At 62.5% G+C, this 17,335-nt stretch carries 17 protein-coding genes and 1 riboswitch; of the genes, 6 read left to right on the top strand and 11 right to left on the bottom strand.

Annotated elements, in window-relative coordinates; genetic code table 11:
• Positions 1 to 143: 143 nt before the first annotated feature.
• On the top strand, positions 144 to 416 hold the full coding sequence (locus tag LOC54_RS01010) for a hypothetical protein (RefSeq protein ID WP_279311953.1): 273 nt from the start codon (positions 144 to 146) through the stop codon (positions 414 to 416).
• Positions 417 to 429: 13 nt separating this feature from the next.
• Here LOC54_RS01010 and LOC54_RS01005 read toward each other — a convergent pair whose 3' ends face one another.
• Positions 430 to 1,755, bottom strand: a complete 1,326-nt coding sequence (locus tag LOC54_RS01005; protein ID WP_279311952.1) for a UDP-glucose/GDP-mannose dehydrogenase family protein — start codon at positions 1,753 to 1,755, stop codon at positions 430 to 432.
• Positions 1,756 to 1,942: 187 nt separating this feature from the next.
• On the opposite strand from LOC54_RS01005, the gene LOC54_RS01000 reads away from it, so the two are divergent.
• Positions 1,943 to 2,728 carry an ABC transporter permease gene (locus LOC54_RS01000; RefSeq protein WP_279311960.1) on the top strand — a complete coding sequence of 262 codons (786 nt, stop codon included), beginning with the start codon at positions 1,943 to 1,945 and terminating at the stop codon, positions 2,726 to 2,728.
• Positions 2,729 to 2,742: 14 nt separating this feature from the next.
• Complete coding sequence (locus tag LOC54_RS00995) at positions 2,743 to 3,543, top strand: ABC transporter ATP-binding protein (RefSeq protein ID WP_279311951.1); 801 nt, start codon at positions 2,743 to 2,745, stop codon at positions 3,541 to 3,543.
• A 122-nt stretch (positions 3,544 to 3,665) separates the two neighbouring features.
• Here LOC54_RS00995 and LOC54_RS00990 read toward each other — a convergent pair whose 3' ends face one another.
• The 10 genes from LOC54_RS00990 to LOC54_RS00945 all read right to left on the bottom strand — a co-directional run bounded on the left by LOC54_RS00990 (position 3,666) and on the right by LOC54_RS00945 (position 13,912).
• Complete coding sequence (locus tag LOC54_RS00990) at positions 3,666 to 4,112, bottom strand: hypothetical protein (protein WP_279311950.1); 447 nt, start codon at positions 4,110 to 4,112, stop codon at positions 3,666 to 3,668.
• A gap of 163 nt (positions 4,113 to 4,275) precedes the next feature.
• Complete coding sequence (locus tag LOC54_RS00985; protein WP_279311949.1) at positions 4,276 to 4,737, bottom strand: type II toxin-antitoxin system RatA family toxin; 462 nt, start codon at positions 4,735 to 4,737, stop codon at positions 4,276 to 4,278.
• A complete protein-coding gene (lipA, locus tag LOC54_RS00980) occupies positions 4,737 to 5,732 on the bottom strand; it encodes a lipoyl synthase (RefSeq protein WP_279311948.1) in 996 nt (331 codons plus the stop codon). The genes LOC54_RS00985 and lipA overlap by 1 nt, the downstream gene beginning before the upstream one ends.
• A gap of 168 nt (positions 5,733 to 5,900) precedes the next feature.
• On the bottom strand, positions 5,901 to 7,310 hold the full coding sequence (gene lpdA / locus LOC54_RS00975; RefSeq protein WP_279311947.1) for a dihydrolipoyl dehydrogenase: 1,410 nt from the start codon (positions 7,308 to 7,310) through the stop codon (positions 5,901 to 5,903).
• Positions 7,311 to 7,440: 130 nt separating this feature from the next.
• Positions 7,441 to 8,691: a pyruvate dehydrogenase complex dihydrolipoamide acetyltransferase gene (locus LOC54_RS00970; RefSeq protein ID WP_279311946.1), complete on the bottom strand. Its 1,251-nt coding sequence runs from the start codon at positions 8,689 to 8,691 to the stop codon at positions 7,441 to 7,443.
• Positions 8,692 to 8,700: 9 nt separating this feature from the next.
• Positions 8,701 to 10,065: a pyruvate dehydrogenase complex E1 component subunit beta gene (locus tag LOC54_RS00965; RefSeq protein WP_279311945.1), complete on the bottom strand. Its 1,365-nt coding sequence runs from the start codon at positions 10,063 to 10,065 to the stop codon at positions 8,701 to 8,703.
• Between the two features lie 5 nt (positions 10,066 to 10,070).
• Entirely contained in the window at positions 10,071 to 11,075 is a 1,005-nt protein-coding gene (gene pdhA, locus LOC54_RS00960; protein WP_279311944.1) for a pyruvate dehydrogenase (acetyl-transferring) E1 component subunit alpha, read from the bottom strand.
• A 185-nt stretch (positions 11,076 to 11,260) separates the two neighbouring features.
• Positions 11,261 to 12,130, bottom strand: a complete 870-nt coding sequence (gene trpC, locus LOC54_RS00955) for an indole-3-glycerol phosphate synthase TrpC (protein WP_279311943.1) — start codon at positions 12,128 to 12,130, stop codon at positions 11,261 to 11,263.
• Positions 12,131 to 12,200: 70 nt separating this feature from the next.
• A complete protein-coding gene (trpD, locus tag LOC54_RS00950; protein WP_279311942.1) occupies positions 12,201 to 13,301 on the bottom strand; it encodes an anthranilate phosphoribosyltransferase in 1,101 nt (366 codons plus the stop codon).
• Positions 13,298 to 13,912 (bottom strand): aminodeoxychorismate/anthranilate synthase component II, encoded by a 615-nt coding sequence (locus LOC54_RS00945; RefSeq protein ID WP_279311941.1) that lies wholly within the window; start codon positions 13,910 to 13,912, stop codon positions 13,298 to 13,300. Before LOC54_RS00945 ends, trpD begins: the two co-directional genes overlap by 4 nt.
• A gap of 209 nt (positions 13,913 to 14,121) precedes the next feature.
• Positions 14,122 to 14,241, top strand: a riboswitch (TPP riboswitch).
• A gap of 96 nt (positions 14,242 to 14,337) precedes the next feature.
• Between LOC54_RS00945 and thiC the strand changes: the two genes are divergently transcribed.
• The 3 genes from thiC to thiS are packed head-to-tail and all read left to right on the top strand — an operon-like array spanning position 14,338 to position 17,335.
• Positions 14,338 to 16,179, top strand: a complete 1,842-nt coding sequence (gene thiC, locus LOC54_RS00940; RefSeq protein ID WP_279311940.1) for a phosphomethylpyrimidine synthase ThiC — start codon at positions 14,338 to 14,340, stop codon at positions 16,177 to 16,179.
• Positions 16,176 to 17,141 carry an FAD-dependent oxidoreductase gene (locus LOC54_RS00935; protein ID WP_279311939.1) on the top strand — a complete coding sequence of 322 codons (966 nt, stop codon included), beginning with the start codon at positions 16,176 to 16,178 and terminating at the stop codon, positions 17,139 to 17,141. The genes thiC and LOC54_RS00935 overlap by 4 nt, the downstream gene beginning before the upstream one ends.
• The gene (gene thiS, locus LOC54_RS00930) at positions 17,138 to 17,335 is read left to right on the top strand and encodes a sulfur carrier protein ThiS (protein ID WP_279311938.1); all 198 of its coding nucleotides are present in this window, start codon (positions 17,138 to 17,140) and stop codon (positions 17,333 to 17,335) included. The genes LOC54_RS00935 and thiS overlap by 4 nt, the downstream gene beginning before the upstream one ends.

Raw genomic sequence — 17,335 nt, 5'->3', positions numbered from 1 at the left:
CTGTAGTGCTGCTCGCACGGCGTGCGTAGTCGTGGCGCTCCCATGACGTATCTGTCCCATAAGGCTTCCTTCCACTCTCGTGAAAATAATACCCCACCAAATCCCGGGACTAAACACCTAGTCAGGGTTTGCCGGAAATACTCATGCATGAGTGGGTGCCGTTCTGGCGGGGACTGAATGATGAACAGAAGGCTGATTATCTGGATAAATGGAACGCTTCGGAGGCATGGCGATCTTCTGTTGATGTGAGATTTAACGCTACTGATGAGGAATTGGAAGAGGAGGGCAGGGCTTCTTATGCAAGAAGGCTAGAGGAAAGAGCCCGGCGGAGGGAGGAGGAGATGAGGCGGACACCTGCCCTGATCAGGATGATAAAGAGGTGGTATTTCGGGTATGACGGGCGATGGAACGATTAGGGGGCGGTGCCGCCTATCTGCGGCCCAGTGACTGGTATTCAAATCCTTCGCGGCGCATGGCTGCGGGATCGAAGATATTTCTCATATCCGTAATGACGTTGCCGCGCATGGTGTCTTTCAGTGCCCGGGGGGAGAGGGCGCGGAAGACGTTCCACTCCGTCAGCACGACCAGGGCGTCTGCTCCTTTTGCGGCGTCCAGGGCGTCGGTGCAGAAGGTGACGGAGGGGGGCAGCAGGGGGCGTGCCGTGTCGTGGCCGACGGGATCGAAGGCGCGGATGATGGCTCCGGCCTCGTCCAGGCGGTGCAGGATGGGGATGGAGGGAGATTCGCGCATGTCGTCGGTTTCGGGCTTGAAGGTCAGGCCGAGCACGGCGATGGTTCTGCCTTCCACGCTTCCGCCGCAGGCTGCGATGATCCGTCCCGCCATTCCGATCTTGCGGGCGTCGTTGATCTGCACGGTTGTCTCGACGAGGCGGCAGGGGCTTCCGGCTTCCTGGCCGATGCGGGACAGGGCGAGCGTGTCCTTGGGGAAGCAGGAGCCGCCGTATCCCGGGCCAGGGTGGAGGAATTTCTTTCCGATCCGGTTATCGAGGCCCATGCCGCGCGCGAGGTCGTGCACGTCTGCGCCGAGTCTGTCGCACAGATCGGCCATCTCGTTGATGAAGGAGATTTTCATCGCGAGGAAGGAGTTCGAGGCGTATTTCGTCAGTTCTGCGGTTTCGAGGCCGGTGAACAGCAGCGGGGCCTCGATCAGGGAGAGCGGGCGGTAGACCCGTCTCATGATGTCCTCGGCGCGTTTTCCGCCGTCGGGGCTGTTGCGGTCGAGGCCGATGATGACGCGGTCCGGCCGCATGAAGTCCCCGATGGCGCTGCCTTCGCGCAGGAATTCCGGGTTTGAGGCGACGTCGAATTCCGCGTCCGGGCAGGTGCTGCGGATGATTCCGGCGATGCGGCGGCTGGTTCCGGTCGGGACGGTGGATTTGGTGACGATCACGGCGTAGTTCGTCAGCGCGCGGGCGATCTGCTGTGCCGCGGCGTGGACGTACTGCATGTCTGCGGCGCCGTCTCCGTTTCTGGGCGGGGTTCCGACGGCGATGAAGACGGCCTCGGCTCCGCGGACGGCTGTGGTGATGTCGTTGCCGAAGGAGAGGCGTCCTGCGCTGAGGTTTTTGCCGACCAGGGTATCGAGGCCGGGTTCATAGATGGGGATGCGGCCTTCCTGCAGGGCGGCGAGGCGTTCGGGGCTGGTTTCGACGACGGCGACATCGATGCCGAATTCCGCGAAACATGCGGCGGATACGAGGCCGACATATCCGCCGCCGATCATTGCAATACGCATAAGCCGTTTGTCTCCTGCCCTGACTGGCGTGGCAGCCGGTTTTCCTAGGTGTGTTTTGAAGCCGTCCGCCATGAAACGGTCAAGTGCGGATATGCGCGGCTTTGACGTGGAACGCGTGGCGGGTTACGCCGTAGTGAGGATACTGTCATGTCATGCTGCTGCGGCTGCCGGGGTTTTTGCTGACTCAATGAATGCGATTTCAGATGTCGTCCGCTGGATCGGACGATTCGTCATTTTTTCGATGCGCGGGGCGGGTGGTGTTGCGCTGTTCGCGGCTGAGGGGCTGTCGCATGTGGTGCGCCCTCCGTATTACGGGCGGGTTTTTGCTGCGGCGCTGCTGGATACGGGGTTTCTGTCCCTGCCGGTCGTGGCTCTGACGGCGTTGTTTTCCGGCGGTGTGATCGCACTTCAGTCCTATACCGGTTTCGCGCAGTATCACGCGCAGAGTGCGATTGCGAACATCGTGGTTCTGGCTGTGACGCGTGAGCTTGGTCCGGTTCTTGCGGGTCTTATGGTGGCCGGGCGTGTCGGTGCGGCGATGGCTGCGGAGATCGGCACGATGCGTGTGACGGATCAGATCGATGCGCTGACCACGCTGCGGACCAATCCGATGAAATATCTGGTGACGCCGCGTCTTCTCGCCGGTCTGATTGCGCTTCCGTTTCTGGTGATGGTTGCGGATGTTCTTGGTGTCGCCGGTGGTTTTACCGTTGCCGTGGTCAAGCTCGGATTTGCTCCGAACTCCTATATTACGGCGACGCTCAATGCCCTGACGATTGAGGATGTGACGGTCGGGCTGGTGAAGGCGGCTGTGTTCGGCTTCATCATCACGCTGATGGGCTGTTATTACGGCTATAACAGCCGGGGTGGTGCTGAGGGTGTCGGGTCTTCCACAACCTCTGCGGTGGTTGCGGCGTCCATTCTTCTGCTGGCGTTTGACTATCTCCTTACTGATCTGTTTTTCGCGCAGTAATGGCGGGGCCGGGCATGCATTCTTCTCCGAAAATCCGTATTCGCGGCCTGCATAAATCCTTCGGCGAGAAGAAGGTGCTGGACGGGATAGATCTTGACGTTCCCGAGGGGACATCATTTGTCATTATTGGCGGGTCGGGTTCGGGAAAATCCGTTCTTCTGCGCTGTATTCTCGGGCTGATCACGCCGGATTCCGGATCTATCGAGATTGACGGAAAGGATATCGTGACGGCGACCTCGCGTGAGCGTGCGGAGATGATCGGCGAGATCGGGATGCTGTTTCAGAATGCGGCGCTGTTTGACAGTCTGACGGTGTGGGAGAACGTGGCGTTTGGTCTGCTGGCTCCGGAGCCGCGTGCGCGTGCGGACCGTCATCCCCGTCTGAACCGCACGGATGCGAAGGCGCGTGCGGGAGAGATTCTGGCGCAGGTGGGGCTTGATCCGTCTGTGGGTGATCTCTCTCCGGCGGAGCTTTCGGGCGGGATGCAAAAGCGCGTGGGTCTTGCGCGTGCGATTGCCGATCGTCCGGAGATTCTGTTTTTTGACGAGCCGACGACCGGGCTTGATCCGATCATGGGGGCTGTGATTGACGGTCTGATCGTGGATTGCGTGAAGAAGATGGGGGCGACGGCCATTGCCATCACGCACGATATGGCTTCAGCCCAACGGATCGGGGATGAGGCGGCGATGCTGTATCACGGGCGGCTGATCTGGCAGGGGGCTGCGGCGTCTCTGATGAACAGCGGCAACGATATGGTCAATCAGTTCACGCATGGTTATCGCGATGGTCCGATCAGCATGGAGCTGCGCCGCTGAGCGGGGCGGCTGTCTGAGGGGACTGCTGGGTTAAGGGCACAAAAAAACGCGGATCCGGGGGGATCCGCGTTTTTCGTACCGGAAGCAGAAAGAGCGAGGCTTTCTGCTGTCCTGGCCGTCCGTTATTTCACGATCGGGGTCGCGATGGCCGGAGCGGTTGCGGCCGGAGCCACGACCGTCGGAGCCGTCATGGTCGGGGCAACGACGGCCGGAGCGGTGACGCCTGATGCCGTGACAGCCGGAGCCGTGATTGCCGGTGCGGTTACGGCCGGAGCCGTCATTGTCGGGGCTGTCACTGTCGGAGCCGTGACGGAGGAGATCGGAGCAGCGACAGCGGGGGTCGTGGCTACGTGGGTGCCCGGCGTGATGGAGGGCGGAACGATGACGCCCTGGCGCGCCTGGGAGAGGCTGCGGGCGTTAAGGTCCTCGGTCGCGCGGTCGCCATCGGCGGCGGCTTCTGCAGAGGACTGCTTCTTGCTGTGTGCGTGGTGGTGGCCGGCAGCCAGCGCCATCGGCGCTGATGCCAGAACGGAAGCGCTGACCAGCGTTGCTGCAAACAGAGACTTCATATTTAAAACCCTTTTCCGGTCTCGACCCGCCGCGAGAACTCACTTCATGCGGCTTGTGTGGTACATCTCAGATGTGTCGCACAGGCGGGAGACTAGCACCCGGCGGTGTTCTCTGCCAGTCAACGACGGCACAACCGGAAAGTTTCGTCTTCGTTCCGGTATTTCAGCGTGTGGCGGGTGTGCCGGACTGCAGGGGCGGGCCGTAGACTTCGCGGGCTCTGCGGATGAAGGCGGAGACCATGACGCGCACGGCTTCTCCGAACATCATGCCGATGGCAGCCTGAAGAATACGGGACCGGAATTCGAAGTCCACGTGGAAATCGACGAGGCATCCGCCGGGGTCGGGCGAGAATTTCCAGACATTATTGAGGTATCTGAACGGGCCTTTTTCGTATTGTACGCGAATCTGGTCCGGGCGGCTGAGTGTGACGCGCGAGGTGAAGGTTTCCCGGAAGGGGCCGAACCCGACGGTGAGGTCTGCGAGCAGCAGCGTGTCGGTGCGGGAGAGGATTCGCGTGCCGACGCACCAGGGGAGGAATTTGGGGTAGTGCTGCACGTCTGCGACGAGGTCGAACACCTGCTCGGGCGTGTAGCCCAGCACTCTTCGTTCTGCATGTGTCGGCATCAGGCGGCTCCGGCCTCTGTGCCGGATCTGGCTGCGAGCTGTTTTTCCCGGGCTTCGCGCAGGGCGGCGAAATCGGAATCGGCATGATAGGAGGAGCGTGTCAGGGGGGAGGAGCTGACCTGCAGGAAGCCTCTGGCGCGGGCGATGGCGGCGTAGTCCGCGAATTCGTCAGGTGTGACGAATCGGGCGACGGCGGCGTGTTTGACGGTGGGCTGGAGGTACTGGCCCATCGTGAGGAAGTCCACGTCCGCGATGCGGAAATCGTCCATGACCTGTGTCAGTTCCGCCTTTTCCTCTCCGAGGCCGAGCATGAGGCCGGATTTGGTGAAGATGGACGGATCGAGCTGTTTCACGCGGTCCAGCAGGCGCACGGACTGGTAGTAGCGTGCGCCGGGACGGATCGTGGGATAGAGGCGGGGGACGGTTTCGATATTGTGGTTGAACACGTCCGGGCGGGCTTCGACGACGACTTCCAGTGATCCGGGTTTGCGGAGGAAGTCCGGGGTCAGGACTTCGATGGTGGTTTCCGGGGAGGCGGTGCGGATCGAGCTGATGACGCGGGCGAAGTGGCGTGCGCCGCCGTCAGGCAGGTCGTCCCGGTCTACGGAGGTGATGACGACGTGGCGCAGGCCGAGTTTTGCCACGGCCTCTCCGACGCGGCGGGGTTCGTCCTCGTCCAGGGCCTGGGGCAGTCCGGTGGTGACGTTGCAGAACGAGCAGGCGCGGGTGCAGATCTCGCCCATGATCATCATGGTGGCGTGGCGCTGTGACCAGCATTCCCCGATATTGGGGCAGGCGGCTTCCTCGCAGACCGTGACGAGTTTGTTGTCGCGCATCAGCTCCCTGGTCTCGTGATAGACCGGGTGATTGGGGGCCTTGACGCGGATCCAGTCGGGCTTGCGCGCGATCGGATTATCCGGCCGGTGTGCCTTTTCCGGGTGGCGCAGCGCGGCGCCGTCCGTCTTGCGATGGTCGATAACGATACGAGTGGACATGATTTTTACCCGGTCGGCACGAAGGGGCCGGGACGGTCGGCAGGACTGCCGCACCCGGCCGGAAGCTGCCTTCAGAAGTGATCCCATGTGCGCCGGGCGTCAAGCCGTGTGCACGGGATGTCTGCCTTCCGGGATCAGAGTTTCGTGAGCCCGGAAGGCGTGGGGTGATCAGAAGTGCAGGGCACCGTCATAGGCTGCGAGCACGGCCTCGTGCATGGATTCCGAGATGGTGGGGTGGGGGAAGACGGTTTCCTGCAGTTCGGCTTCGGTCAGTTCGCCGGAGCGGGCGATGACGTAACCCTGGATCATTTCGGTCACTTCCGCGCCGATCATGTGGGCGCCCAGGAGTTCTCCGGTTTTTGCGTCGAACACGACCTTGACCAGTCCGTCCGGCTCACCCATGGCGATGGCCTTGCCGTTGCCGACGAAGGGGAAGCGACCGGTTTTTACGGTGTAGCCTGCTTCTTTTGCCTTTGCCTCGGTATAGCCGACGGAGGCGATCTGCGGGCGGCAGTAGGTGCAGCCCGGGATTTTTGTCGGGTCGATCGGGTGGACGTGTTTTCCGGCGATGGCTTCCACGCACATGACGGCTTCGTGGCTGGCTTTGTGGGCGAGCCAGGGCGGTCCGGCGAGATCGCCCAGGGCATAGACGCCTTTTTCCCCGGTGCGGCAGAGCTCATCGACGACGACATGCGTGCGTTCGACTTTGATTTTCGTGCCTTCGAGGCCGATATTCTCGACATTACCGACGATACCGACGGCGGAGATGACGCGGTCGACTTCGAAGATTTCGGTCTTGCCGCCGGTTTCGACGGGGACTTTTACCGTATCGGAGCCTTTTTCCAGCTTGCCGAGTTTTGCGCCGGTCAGGACTTTCATGCCCTGTTTCTCGAACGCGGTGCGGGCGAGTTTGCTGATTTCCTCGTCCTCGACCGGGAGGATGCGGTCTGCGACTTCCACCAGGATCACTTCGGAGCCCATGTTGCGGTAGAAGGAGGCGAATTCCGTGCCGATGGCGCCGGACCCGATGACGAGCAGGCGTTTCGGCAGGGCTTCGGGGACCAGGGCTTCGCGGTAGGACCAGATCAGCTTGCCGTCGGGTTCGATGCCCGGCAGCACACGGGCGCGGGCACCTGTGGCGAGGATGATGTGCGGCGCGGTGAGGGTGGTGGTTTTCCCGTCCGCGAGTTTGACGTCCAGCTTACGCTTGTCTCCGGACGTGCCTGCGAGTTTGCCGAAGCCATCGAACACCGGGACCCTGGCTTTTTTCAGCAGATGTCCGATGCCGCCCGAGAGCTGTTTCGAGACCGCGCGGGAGCGGGCCACGACTTTTTTGAAGTCGAAGCGGGGGTTGTCGGCCTCGAACCCGAACTGCCCGAGGTCGTGCAGGAGGTGATTGATTTCCGAGGCGCGCAGCAGGGCCTTGGTGGGGATGCAGCCCCAGTTGAGGCAGATACCGCCCAGGTGGTTTGCTTCCACCACGGCGACTTTCAGCTTCAGCTGTGCTGCGCGCAGGGCCGCGACATATCCGCCGGGGCCGCCGCCAACAACGATGAGATCGAAATCGGTGCCGCTCATGATCCGTTTTTCCTCTGCTTCCGTCCGGTGCCGGTCCGGGGCGTGGGCCGGGCGGAAGGTTCTTTTTCCGATGGCTGGTCCGGGAGACGGGCGCGGCGCGGGGGCGCTGCCGTCTCCCGGACCGGATGGCTCAGACCACGAGGCTGAGCGGCGACTGCACGATGTCGCGGAATGTCGAGACCCACTGGGCGGCGAGCGCGCCGTCCACGGCCCGGTGATCGACCGACAGCGTGACGGTCATGACCGTTCCGATTGCGAGCGCGTCTCCGCGGACCACGGCTCGTTTCTCGCCTGCTGCGATGGCGAGGATGCCGGCCTGGGGCGGGTTGAGGATGGCGGAGAAGGAGCTCACGCCGAACATTCCCATATTGGAGATGGAGAATGTGCCGCCCTGGAACTCTTCAGGTTTGAGTTTTCCGGCGCGGGCGCGGGCGACGAGATCCTTCACCTCGTTGCTGATCTGACGCAGGCTTTTCCTGTCGGCCTGGCGGACGATCGGGGTGATCAGTCCGTCGGGGATCGACACGGCGACGGAGATGTCCACATCTGCGTATTTTATGAGGGCGTCTTCCGTAAAGGAGACGTTCATGTCCGGCACGCGCTTCAGGGTCAGGGCGGCGGCCTTGATCAGCATGTCGTTGACCGACAGCTTGAAGGCTTCCGGGCCTTCTGCCGGGGAGGTGGCGTTCAGCTTCGAGCGCAGGTCCAGCAGGGCGTCGAGTTCCACGTCGGCTGAGACGTAGAAATGCGGCACCGTGGATTTGGACTCGGTCAGGCGGCGGGCGATGACCTTACGCATCGAGGACAGCGGGACCGAGGTGGTCTCTCCTGCCGCGAGCGGTGCGGGGGCGGCTGCCGGAGCTTTTTTCGCGGCTTCCACGTCTTTTTTCACGATGCGGCCGTTCGGTCCGGTGCCTTTGATCGCGGACAGGTCGAGCCCTTTGTCCTTTGCGATGCGGCGGGCCAGCGGCGAGGCGAAGATACGTTTGTCTCCGGAAGGGGCTGCGGTTTTCGGGGCTTCGGCCCGGGCGGGCTCTGCCTTCTTCGGTGCTTCGGATTTCTGCGGAGCCGGTGCGGCTTTCGCTTCCGGAGCTTTCGGCGCGGGTGCCGCGCCGGAAGGGCCGTCGGGGACGTCCTCTCCTTCCTCGACCAGGATGGCGATGGGGGCGTTGACGGCGACGCCTTCGGTGCCTTCGGGCACGAGGATGCGGCCCAGGATGCCTTCATCGACGGCTTCGACTTCCATCGTGGCCTTGTCGGTCTCGATTTCGGCGATCACATCTCCGGAGGAGATTTTGTCGCCTTCCTTCTTGACCCAGCGCGCCAGCTTGCCTTCGGTCATTGTCGGCGAAAGGGCCGGCATCAGAATATCGGTGGCCATGATCGCTCCTCAGACCAGCTTGCGGACGGCTTCGACAATCCAGTCGGGCTGCGGGAGCGCGAGCTTTTCCAGATTGGCGGCGAAGGGCATCGGTACGTCGACGCCTGCGACGCGGACGGGCGGGGCGTCGAGCCAGTCGAAGGCGTGTTCGATGATCTGCATCGAGACCTCGGCTCCGATACCGGCGAAGGGCCAGCCTTCCTCGACCGTGACGAGGCGGCTGGTTTTCTTCACGCTTTCCACGATGGTTGCCGTGTCGAGCGGGCGGAGCGTGCGCAGGTTGATGACTTCTGCGCTGATGCCCTGTTCGGCGAGCTGTTCTGCGGCCTGCAGGGCGACGCCGACCATGATCGAGAAGGTGACGATCGTGACGTCCGTGCCTTCACGTTCGATTTTCGCCTTGCCGATGGGGAGGATGAAATCCTCGTCCGTGGGGCAGGGGAATTTCTGTCCGTAGAGGATCTCGTTTTCCAGCACCACGACCGGGTTCGGGTCCCGGATGGCGGCGCGGAGCAGGCCCTTGGCGTCAGCGGAGGACCAGGGAGCGACGACTTTCAGGCCCGGAATGTGGGCATACCAGCTGGCATAGCACTGTGAGTGCTGTGCGCCGACGCGGGCGGCTGCGCCGTTGGGGCCGCGGAACACGATCGGGCAGCGGATCTGGCCGCCGGACATGTACAGCGTCTTGGCTGCGGAGTTGATGATGTGATCGATGGCCTGCATCGAGAAGTTCATGGTCATGAACTCTACGATGGGCTTGAGGTCGGTCATGGCGGCGCCGACGGCAAGGCCGGTGAAGCCGTGTTCGGTGATGGGCGTGTCGATGACGCGCTTTTCTCCGAATTCATCCAGCAGACCCTGGGAGACCTTGTAGGCTCCCTGGTACTGCGCGACTTCCTCTCCGATCAGGAACACGTCTCCGTCGCGGCGCATTTCCGTGGCCATGGCGTCGCGCAGGGCTTCTCGGACGGTGATGTCCTCGGTCGGGCCCCAGTCTTTTTCCGGCTCTGCGGAGGGCGCGGAGGCGGGGGCTGCGGGAGCGGGCTTTGAGGAGCAGCTCTGCGGAGCGGATTCGGTTTTTGCCTCTTCGGCTTTCGGTGCCGCGCCGGAAGGGCCGTCGGGGACGTCCTCTCCTTCCTCGACCAGGATGGCGATGGGGGCGTTGACGGCGACGCCTTCGGTGCCTTCGGGCACGAGGATGCGGCCCAGGATGCCTTCATCGACGGCTTCGACTTCCATCGTGGCCTTGTCGGTCTCGATTTCGGCGATCACATCTCCGGAGGAGATTTTGTCGCCTTCCTTCTTGACCCAGCGCGCCAGCTTGCCTTCAGTCATTGTCGGCGAAAGGGCCGGCATCAGAATATCGGTGGCCATATCTCTCAAACCTCCGTCAGAACGTCTGTATAGAGTTCCGCAGGATCGGGCTCCGGGCTGGTTTTCGCGAATTCGGCCGCGTCGTTGACCACCTTTTTCACCTCTTCATCGATCTTTTTCAGTTCGGCCTCGTCCACGCCGACGGCGATCAGTTCGCTGCGGACGTGATCGATCGGATCGTGATGCTGGCGGATTTCGTCCACCTCATCGCGGCTGCGGTATTTTGCCGGGTCGGACATGGAGTGTCCGCGGTAGCGGTATGTGGACATTTCCAGCAGGTAGGGGCCTTTGCCTGCGCGGCACCATTCGACGGCCTTGCGTGCGGCGGCGTTCACGGCGTTCACGTCCATGCCGTCCACCTGCTCGCCCGGGATGCCCCAGGGCTCTCCGTTTTTCCACAACGCGCGGGAGGCGGAGGAGCGTTCCACGCTGGTGCCCATGCCGTAGCGGTTATTTTCGATCACGTAGATACAGGGGAGTTTGTGCAGGGCGGCGAGGTTGAAGCTTTCGTAGACCTGTCCCTGGTTGGAGGCGCCTTCTCCGAAATAGGCGATCGAGACTTCGTCCGAGCCGCGGTATTTGTTGGCGAAGGCGAGGCCGGTGCCGATGGAGACCTGTGCGCCGACGATGCCGTGTCCGCCGTAGAAGTTCTTCTCACGGGAGAACATGTGCATGGAACCGCCCTTGCCGCGGGAATATCCCGTCTCGCGGCCTGTCAGCTCGGCCATCACGCCGCGTGCGGACATGCCCGCGGCGAGCATCTGTCCGTGGTCACGGTAGGAGGTGATGATCTTGTCGCCTTCCTTGAGTGCCATCTGCACGCCGACGACCACGGCTTCCTGTCCGATATAGAGATGGCAGAAGCCGCCGATCAGGCCCATGCCATAAAGCTGCCCTGCTTTTTCTTCAAAACGCCGGATGAGCACCATTTCCTGGTAGGCGTTTTTCAGCTCATCGGTGGTCAGTGACGGGTCGTTCCGCCCTGCCGCTGCGCTGTTGTCTCCACTCATCCGCGTCTTCCTTCACACTGTTCCGGCAGATCTGTCGCCATGGGTGTAACCCCCGGCTCGTCCCTCTGATTATTACACTATATGTATATCACTGATACGTGGCGCCGGATGAAAATCACCCTTTATGCCCTCAACTCTCAGTGCGTGTTCTGTTTTTTTTGTTCATGAAGCGGCCGGACAGGGCTTCAGCCGGCGAGTAGCCGCCGTGCCGCCTCTCCCGGATTTTCCTCGCGCAGCATCGATTCTCCGACCAGAAATCCGCTGGCGCCGGCCTGCTGAAGCCGTGCGACGTCCTGGGGTGTTTTGATTCCGCTTTCCGAGACGATCATCTTGTCGGGCGGAACGAGGGGGGCGAGGCTGATTGTGGTCTGCAGATCGGTCTGCAGGGTTTTGAGATCGCGGTTGTTGATGCCCATCAGGGAGGCGTTCAGAGCGAGGGCGCGGCTGAGTTCCTCTTCCGAGTGGACCTCGACCAGGATGTCCATATCCAGTCCGCGGGCGTGATCGACCAGTTCCGAGGCGAGCTCGTCTTCCAGAATGGACATGATCAGCAGGATGCAGTCTGCGCCCCAGAGGCGGCTTTCGTAGACCTGCCAGGGATCGAACAGGAAGTCTTTCCGCAGGACCGGTAGGGTTGTGGCTTCCCGGATGGCTTTCAGATCCTCGAGGCTGCCGCGGAAGCAGGAGCCTTCCGTCAGGACGGACAGGCAGCATGCGCCTGCCTTTTCATAGGACTGAGCGATTCCCACCGGATCGTAGGGATCTCTCAGCAGTCCGGCTGAGGGGGAGGCTTTCTTCACTTCGGCGATCAGTCCGATGGAGTGTTCGGCCGTTTTTTCCTTCAGGGCGCGTCCGAAGCCGCGCGGGGTGAATTCCACCTCCTGGGCGCGGGCGGAAATCTCCTTCAGAGGCATCAGGGTGGAGCGATGTTCCACCTCAAGCCTGCTCCGGGCAACGATGCGCTGCAGGATGTCCGGAGTGCAGGGTGTGCCGCTGTCCGGGCAGCTTCCGGCCTCGGTGCCGGTGTCGCTTTCTTCCGTCGGCGTATCAGTCATATGTCCCCCGTAATGAATCCTGGGTTCTGGTGTCTTAGCCGGAGAGGCAGGGAAAGGTCCATGCCCGGGCTTATTCCGGCGTCCGGGCTGACGCCGCGCCTGTGCGCAGGGCGTTCAGCACGTTCAGTGCCTGTCCGTTATCGAGCACGGTTCCCGCGCGGGCTGCGGCTTGGCGCAGGGCTGCGGGGTCCGGCTGTCCGTTTCTCAGCACGTCTGCGGCTCCGGCGACGTGCAGGGCACAGGCGGCGTTGAGGAGGACCGTATCGCGGTAGGGTCCGTGCGATCCTCTGAGCAGGGCTTCGAGTTCGGCGGCGTTTTCCTCTGGTCCGCCGCCCGCGATGGCGGACAGCGGTGCGGCCTTCATTCCGGCCATATCGGGCGTCAGTTCGAAGGAGGCCATTCTTCCGTGCTCAAGTGTGCGGATTTCTGTGGGACCTGCAAGCGTGATCTCGTCGATTCCCGTGGTCGGGCCTGTGACGTCCGTGTGAGGCAGGCCGCAGGCGGCCCAGACGCATTCGGAGCCGAGGGCGTGCAGTACGGTGATGATCGGGTCCAGCAGGGCGGGATCGGCCACGCCGGTCATCTGGCGTGTGACGCGTGCCGGGTTGCACAGGGGGCCGATGAGATTGAACAGGGTTCGGACGCCCAGGGTTTTCCGGGCGTTTGCGGCGTGGCGCATGGCCGGGTGATGCGCGGGGGCGGCCAGGAAGGCGATATGCGCGTTTTTCAGGGACGAGGCCGCATCGGTCGAGAGCGGGACGCCGAGGGCTTCGAGCACGTCGGAGGCTCCCGAGCGGGAGGAGACGGCGCGGTTGCCGTGTTTGGCCACGGGGATTCCGAGGGCTGCGAGGACGAAGGCGACCGATGTGGAGATGTTGAGCGTGCCGTGGCCGTCTCCGCCGGTTCCGCAGACATCGATCGTCCCTTCGGGGGCGTTGTCCACCGGGAGCATCCGGCTGCGGACCGCGCGGACGGCGCCCAGGAGTTCGTCGGGGGTTTCTCCGCGAGCGCGCAGGGCCATCAGCAGGCCTGCGATCCGGATATCGTCGGCTTTTCCGTCGATGATCAGTCCGAAGGCTGCTTCTGCCGTGGCGGCGTCGAGGGTATGTCCGCGGGCGGCGAGGTTGAGAATGTCCTGGAAGGTCAGAGCAGAAGGGGCCGGAACCGTCACATCGCGTCCATTTTCGAGGCAGGCCGCGAGGCATTCCGGCGGCGGGCGAGAGTCAGAAAGTTATCCAGAATTCTGTGCCCGTATTCCGAGGCAATGCTTTCCGGATGGAACTGCACTCCGTACAGCGGAAACTCCTTATGCTCCACCCCCATGATGATATTATCTTCCGTCCGGGCGGTGCGTTCGAGGCAGTCCGGTATGGAGGCGGGGTCGAGCACCAGGCTGTGGTAGCGCGTGGCCTGGAAGGGGCTTGGCAGGCTGGCGAAGAGGCCTTTTCCGTCGTGCAGGACGGGGTTGATCTTGCCGTGGACGGGTGAGGGCGCGCGGATCACCTGCGCGCCGAAGACCTGGCCGATGGCCTGGTGGCCGAGGCAGACGCCGAGCACGGGAACCCCGCGCGGGGCGGCCATGCGGATCAGGTCGCAGCAGATTCCGGCCTCATCGGGGGTGCATGGTCCCGGTGACAGCACGATGGCCTCGGGGTCTGTCGCGAGTGCTTCCTCTGCCGTCAGTGCATCGTTGCGCCGGACATCGCATTCGGCCCCGAGTTCGCTCAGATAATGCACGAGGTTGAAGGTGAAGCTGTCGTAATTGTCGATCAGAAGAATCATGGGAATATGATGGTTGTTTGCGGGTTGGTGGTCAAATGCTGTTCTGCTGTCGGGGCGGATTTCCCGGCATGCCGGACGTCTCGGTGAGCAGGGGTCTGAGAGTAGTCTCTCCGGGCGTTCGGGGCGCGTGAAAAAACAGGTAATTCTCCCGCGTCCGGGGCCGTGATGCAAAATCTGTTGACAGGAGCGCCTGAGAGCGTGTCATCGTGAAGTGTCACCAGGGGTGTTCCGTCAGGGAGCTGAGATTCCGCCGGCCTTAGGGCAGCGCGGTCAACCCGTTGAACCTGATCCAGTTCACACTGGCGTAGGGACGGTGCGGACGCTGCGTCGGGCGATCTGTCTGATGTCATTTCCTTATCAGGCGTCCATTCCTCCTCCTGCTCAGAACTGGGTCTCCGATGCGCAGAGCGAAGGAGTCTCATGTCATGAAAACCGGTCATATTCCCGGGGATACTCTGTCTCCGGCAGAGATTATCACGCAGAAGATCACCACCGGGCCGCTGCCCGCTTCTTCCAGAATTTTCCGGCCGGGTACGGTCTATCCGGATATCCGCGTTCCGATGCGCGAGATCGCGCTGCATCCTTCGGCGGGTGAGCCGCCTGTGGTGGTTTACGATTCTTCCGGGCCCTATACCGATCCTTCGGCGCGGATCAGCATTGATGCGGGTCTTTCGCGGCTGCGTGAGGAGTGGGTCGCGGCGAGGGGGGATACGGAATACTGCGAGGCGCGTGCCGTCCGTCCTGAGGATAATGGTTTTGCGACGGGGGCTGGTCTGACGCCGGAATTTCCCGTGCGGGTGCAGCCGCGGCAGGCGGTGGCCGGGCGGGCGGTGACGCAGCTTGCCTATGCGCGGGCGGGGATCATCACGCCGGAGATGGAGTTTGTTGCCATTAGGGAGAATCTCGGACGGGAGCGTCTGCGATCGGAGGCCGTGCGGGATGGCGAGAGTTTCGGGGCGGCGATTCCGGATTATGTGACGCCGGAATTCGTGCGTGAGGAGATTGCGCGCGGGCGGGCCATCATTCCGGTCAATATCAATCATCCGGAATGTGAGCCGATGATCATCGGTCGCAATTTTCTTGTGAAGATTAATGCGAATATCGGCAATTCGGCTGTGACGTCCTCCATGGCGGAGGAGGTGGACAAGATGGTCTGGGCGATCCGCTGGGGTGCGGATACGGTGATGGATCTGTCCACGGGGCGGAACATTCACAACATCCGCGACTGGATCATCCGGAATTCTCCCGTGCCGATCGGGACGGTTCCGATCTATCAGGCGCTTGAGAAGGTGGGCGGGATTGCCGAGGATCTGTCCTGGGAGGTTTTCCGTGACACGCTGATCGAGCAGGCCGAGCAGGGTGTAGATTATTTCACGATTCATGCGGGTGTGCGTCTGCGTTATGTGCCTCTGACGGCAGATCGTGTGACCGGCATCGTGTCGCGGGGCGGTTCGATCATGGCGAGCTGGTGTCTGCATCATCACAAGGAGAATTTCCTCTACGAACATTTTGAGGAAATCTGTGATATATGCAGGGCTTATGACGTGTCGTTCTCTCTGGGTGATGGTCTGCGGCCGGGGTCGATCGCGGATGCGAACGATGCGGCGCAGTTCGGGGAGCTGGAGACGCTGGGCGAGCTGACGCAGGTTGCCTGGAAGAAGGACTGCCAGGTGATGATCGAGGGTCCTGGTCATGTGCCGATGCACAGGATTAAGGAGAATATGGACAAGCAGCTGCGGGAATGCGGCGAGGCTCCGTTCTATACGCTTGGTCCGCTGACGACGGATATTGCGCCGGGATATGATCATATCACCAGCGGCATCGGTGCGGCCATGATCGGATGGTTCGGCACGGCGATGCTCTGTTATGTCACGCCGAAGGAGCATCTTGGTCTTCCGGATCGCAATGATGTGAAAACTGGTGTGATTACCTATAAGATTGCGGCTCATGCGGCGGATCTGGCCAAGGGGCATCCGGCGGCGAAGATCCGTGATGATGCGCTTTCGCGGGCGCGGTTCGAGTTCCGCTGGGAGGATCAGTTCAATCTGTCGCTTGATCCGGACACGGCGCGGTCTTTCCATGATGAGACCATGCCGAAGGAGGCGCACAAGGTTGCGCATTTCTGTTCGATGTGCGGTCCGAAATTCTGCTCCATGAAGATTTCGCACGATATCCGTTCGGAAGTTCAGAAGGAGGGGATGGCGGCCATGGCGCAGAAATTCCAGGAGGGCGGCGCGCTTTACATGCCGGTGGATGCTCAGGAGTGAGTCTGTCCGTTCTGGTTCGCGGCAGCGGTGTGGCGGGTCTGAGTGTTGCTGCGGAACTGGTCAGCCGGGGGGTGGAGGTGACGGTTGCGGAAGCCGCCTCCCGGCCCGGGAGCGGGGCGTCCAGAAATGCCGGGGGCATGCTTGCGCCCTGGTGTGAGGCGGAGTCCGCACCTCAGGAGGTCGTGCTGCGTTCTGCGGGGGCGATCGACTGGTGGGAGCGGTTCGTTCCCGGCGTGATCCGGCGCGGGACGCTGGTTGTCGCGCCGCCGCGAGACGTGCGTGAGCTGGCGTCTTTCGGCAGCCGGACGTCCGGGTTTGAGGAGGTGGGCGCGCAGGCGATTGCGGAGCTTGAGCCTGATCTGGCCGGGCGTTTTGCGAAGGGGCTGTTTTTCGGGGAGGAGGCGCATCTTGATCCCCGGCGGTCTCTTGCGGCGCTGGTGTCTTTTCTGGAGCGCGGCGGGGCGCGGATCGTGTGTGACTGTCCGGATGTGCCTCCGGGGGTGTTCGGGCGGATCGTGGATGCGCGGGGTCTGGCGGCGCGCGGTGTCCTGACATCCCTGCGCGGTGTGCGGGGGGAGATGCTTGTGCTGCGCTGTCCGGATGTGTCCCTGCAGCGTCCGGTGCGGCTGCTGCATCCGCGTATTCCCGTCTATATCGTGCCGCGTGCGGACCATGTGTTCATGGCGGGAGCGACGATGATCGAGAGCGAGCATGAGGGCGGGATCACGCTGCGTTCGATGAGCGAGCTTCTGGGGGCGGTCTGGACTTTGCATCCTGCCTTTTCGGAGGCGGAAATTATCGAGACGGGCACGTGTCTGCGTCCGTCCTGGTCCGATAACGTGCCGCGTGTGACGGAGCGGGACGGGGTTGTTTACGTCAATGGCATGTATCGCCACGGGTTTCTGCTTGCGCCGGACTGCGCGCGGAGGGCTGCGGATCTGGTATGTGGAGAGAGATCATGAAAATTACGGTCAATGGCGATGAGTGTGAGATTTCCTCTTACACGCTCAGCGGGCTTCTGGAGGAGCTTGGCTATACCACCGGGCGGATTGCCACGGCTGTGGATGGTCTGTTCGTTCCGGCGGGGCTCAGGGGGGACCAGTGTCTGGGGGAGGGGATGAGGGTGGAAATCCTGTCTCCGATGCAGGGAGGCTGA

This window comes from Acetobacter sp. AN02 (assembly GCF_029759835.1).
Classification (GTDB): Bacteria; Pseudomonadota; Alphaproteobacteria; order Acetobacterales; family Acetobacteraceae; genus Acetobacter.
Note: the sequence above shows the minus strand (reverse complement) of the source record. Positions and strands in the feature narration are given on the sequence as shown.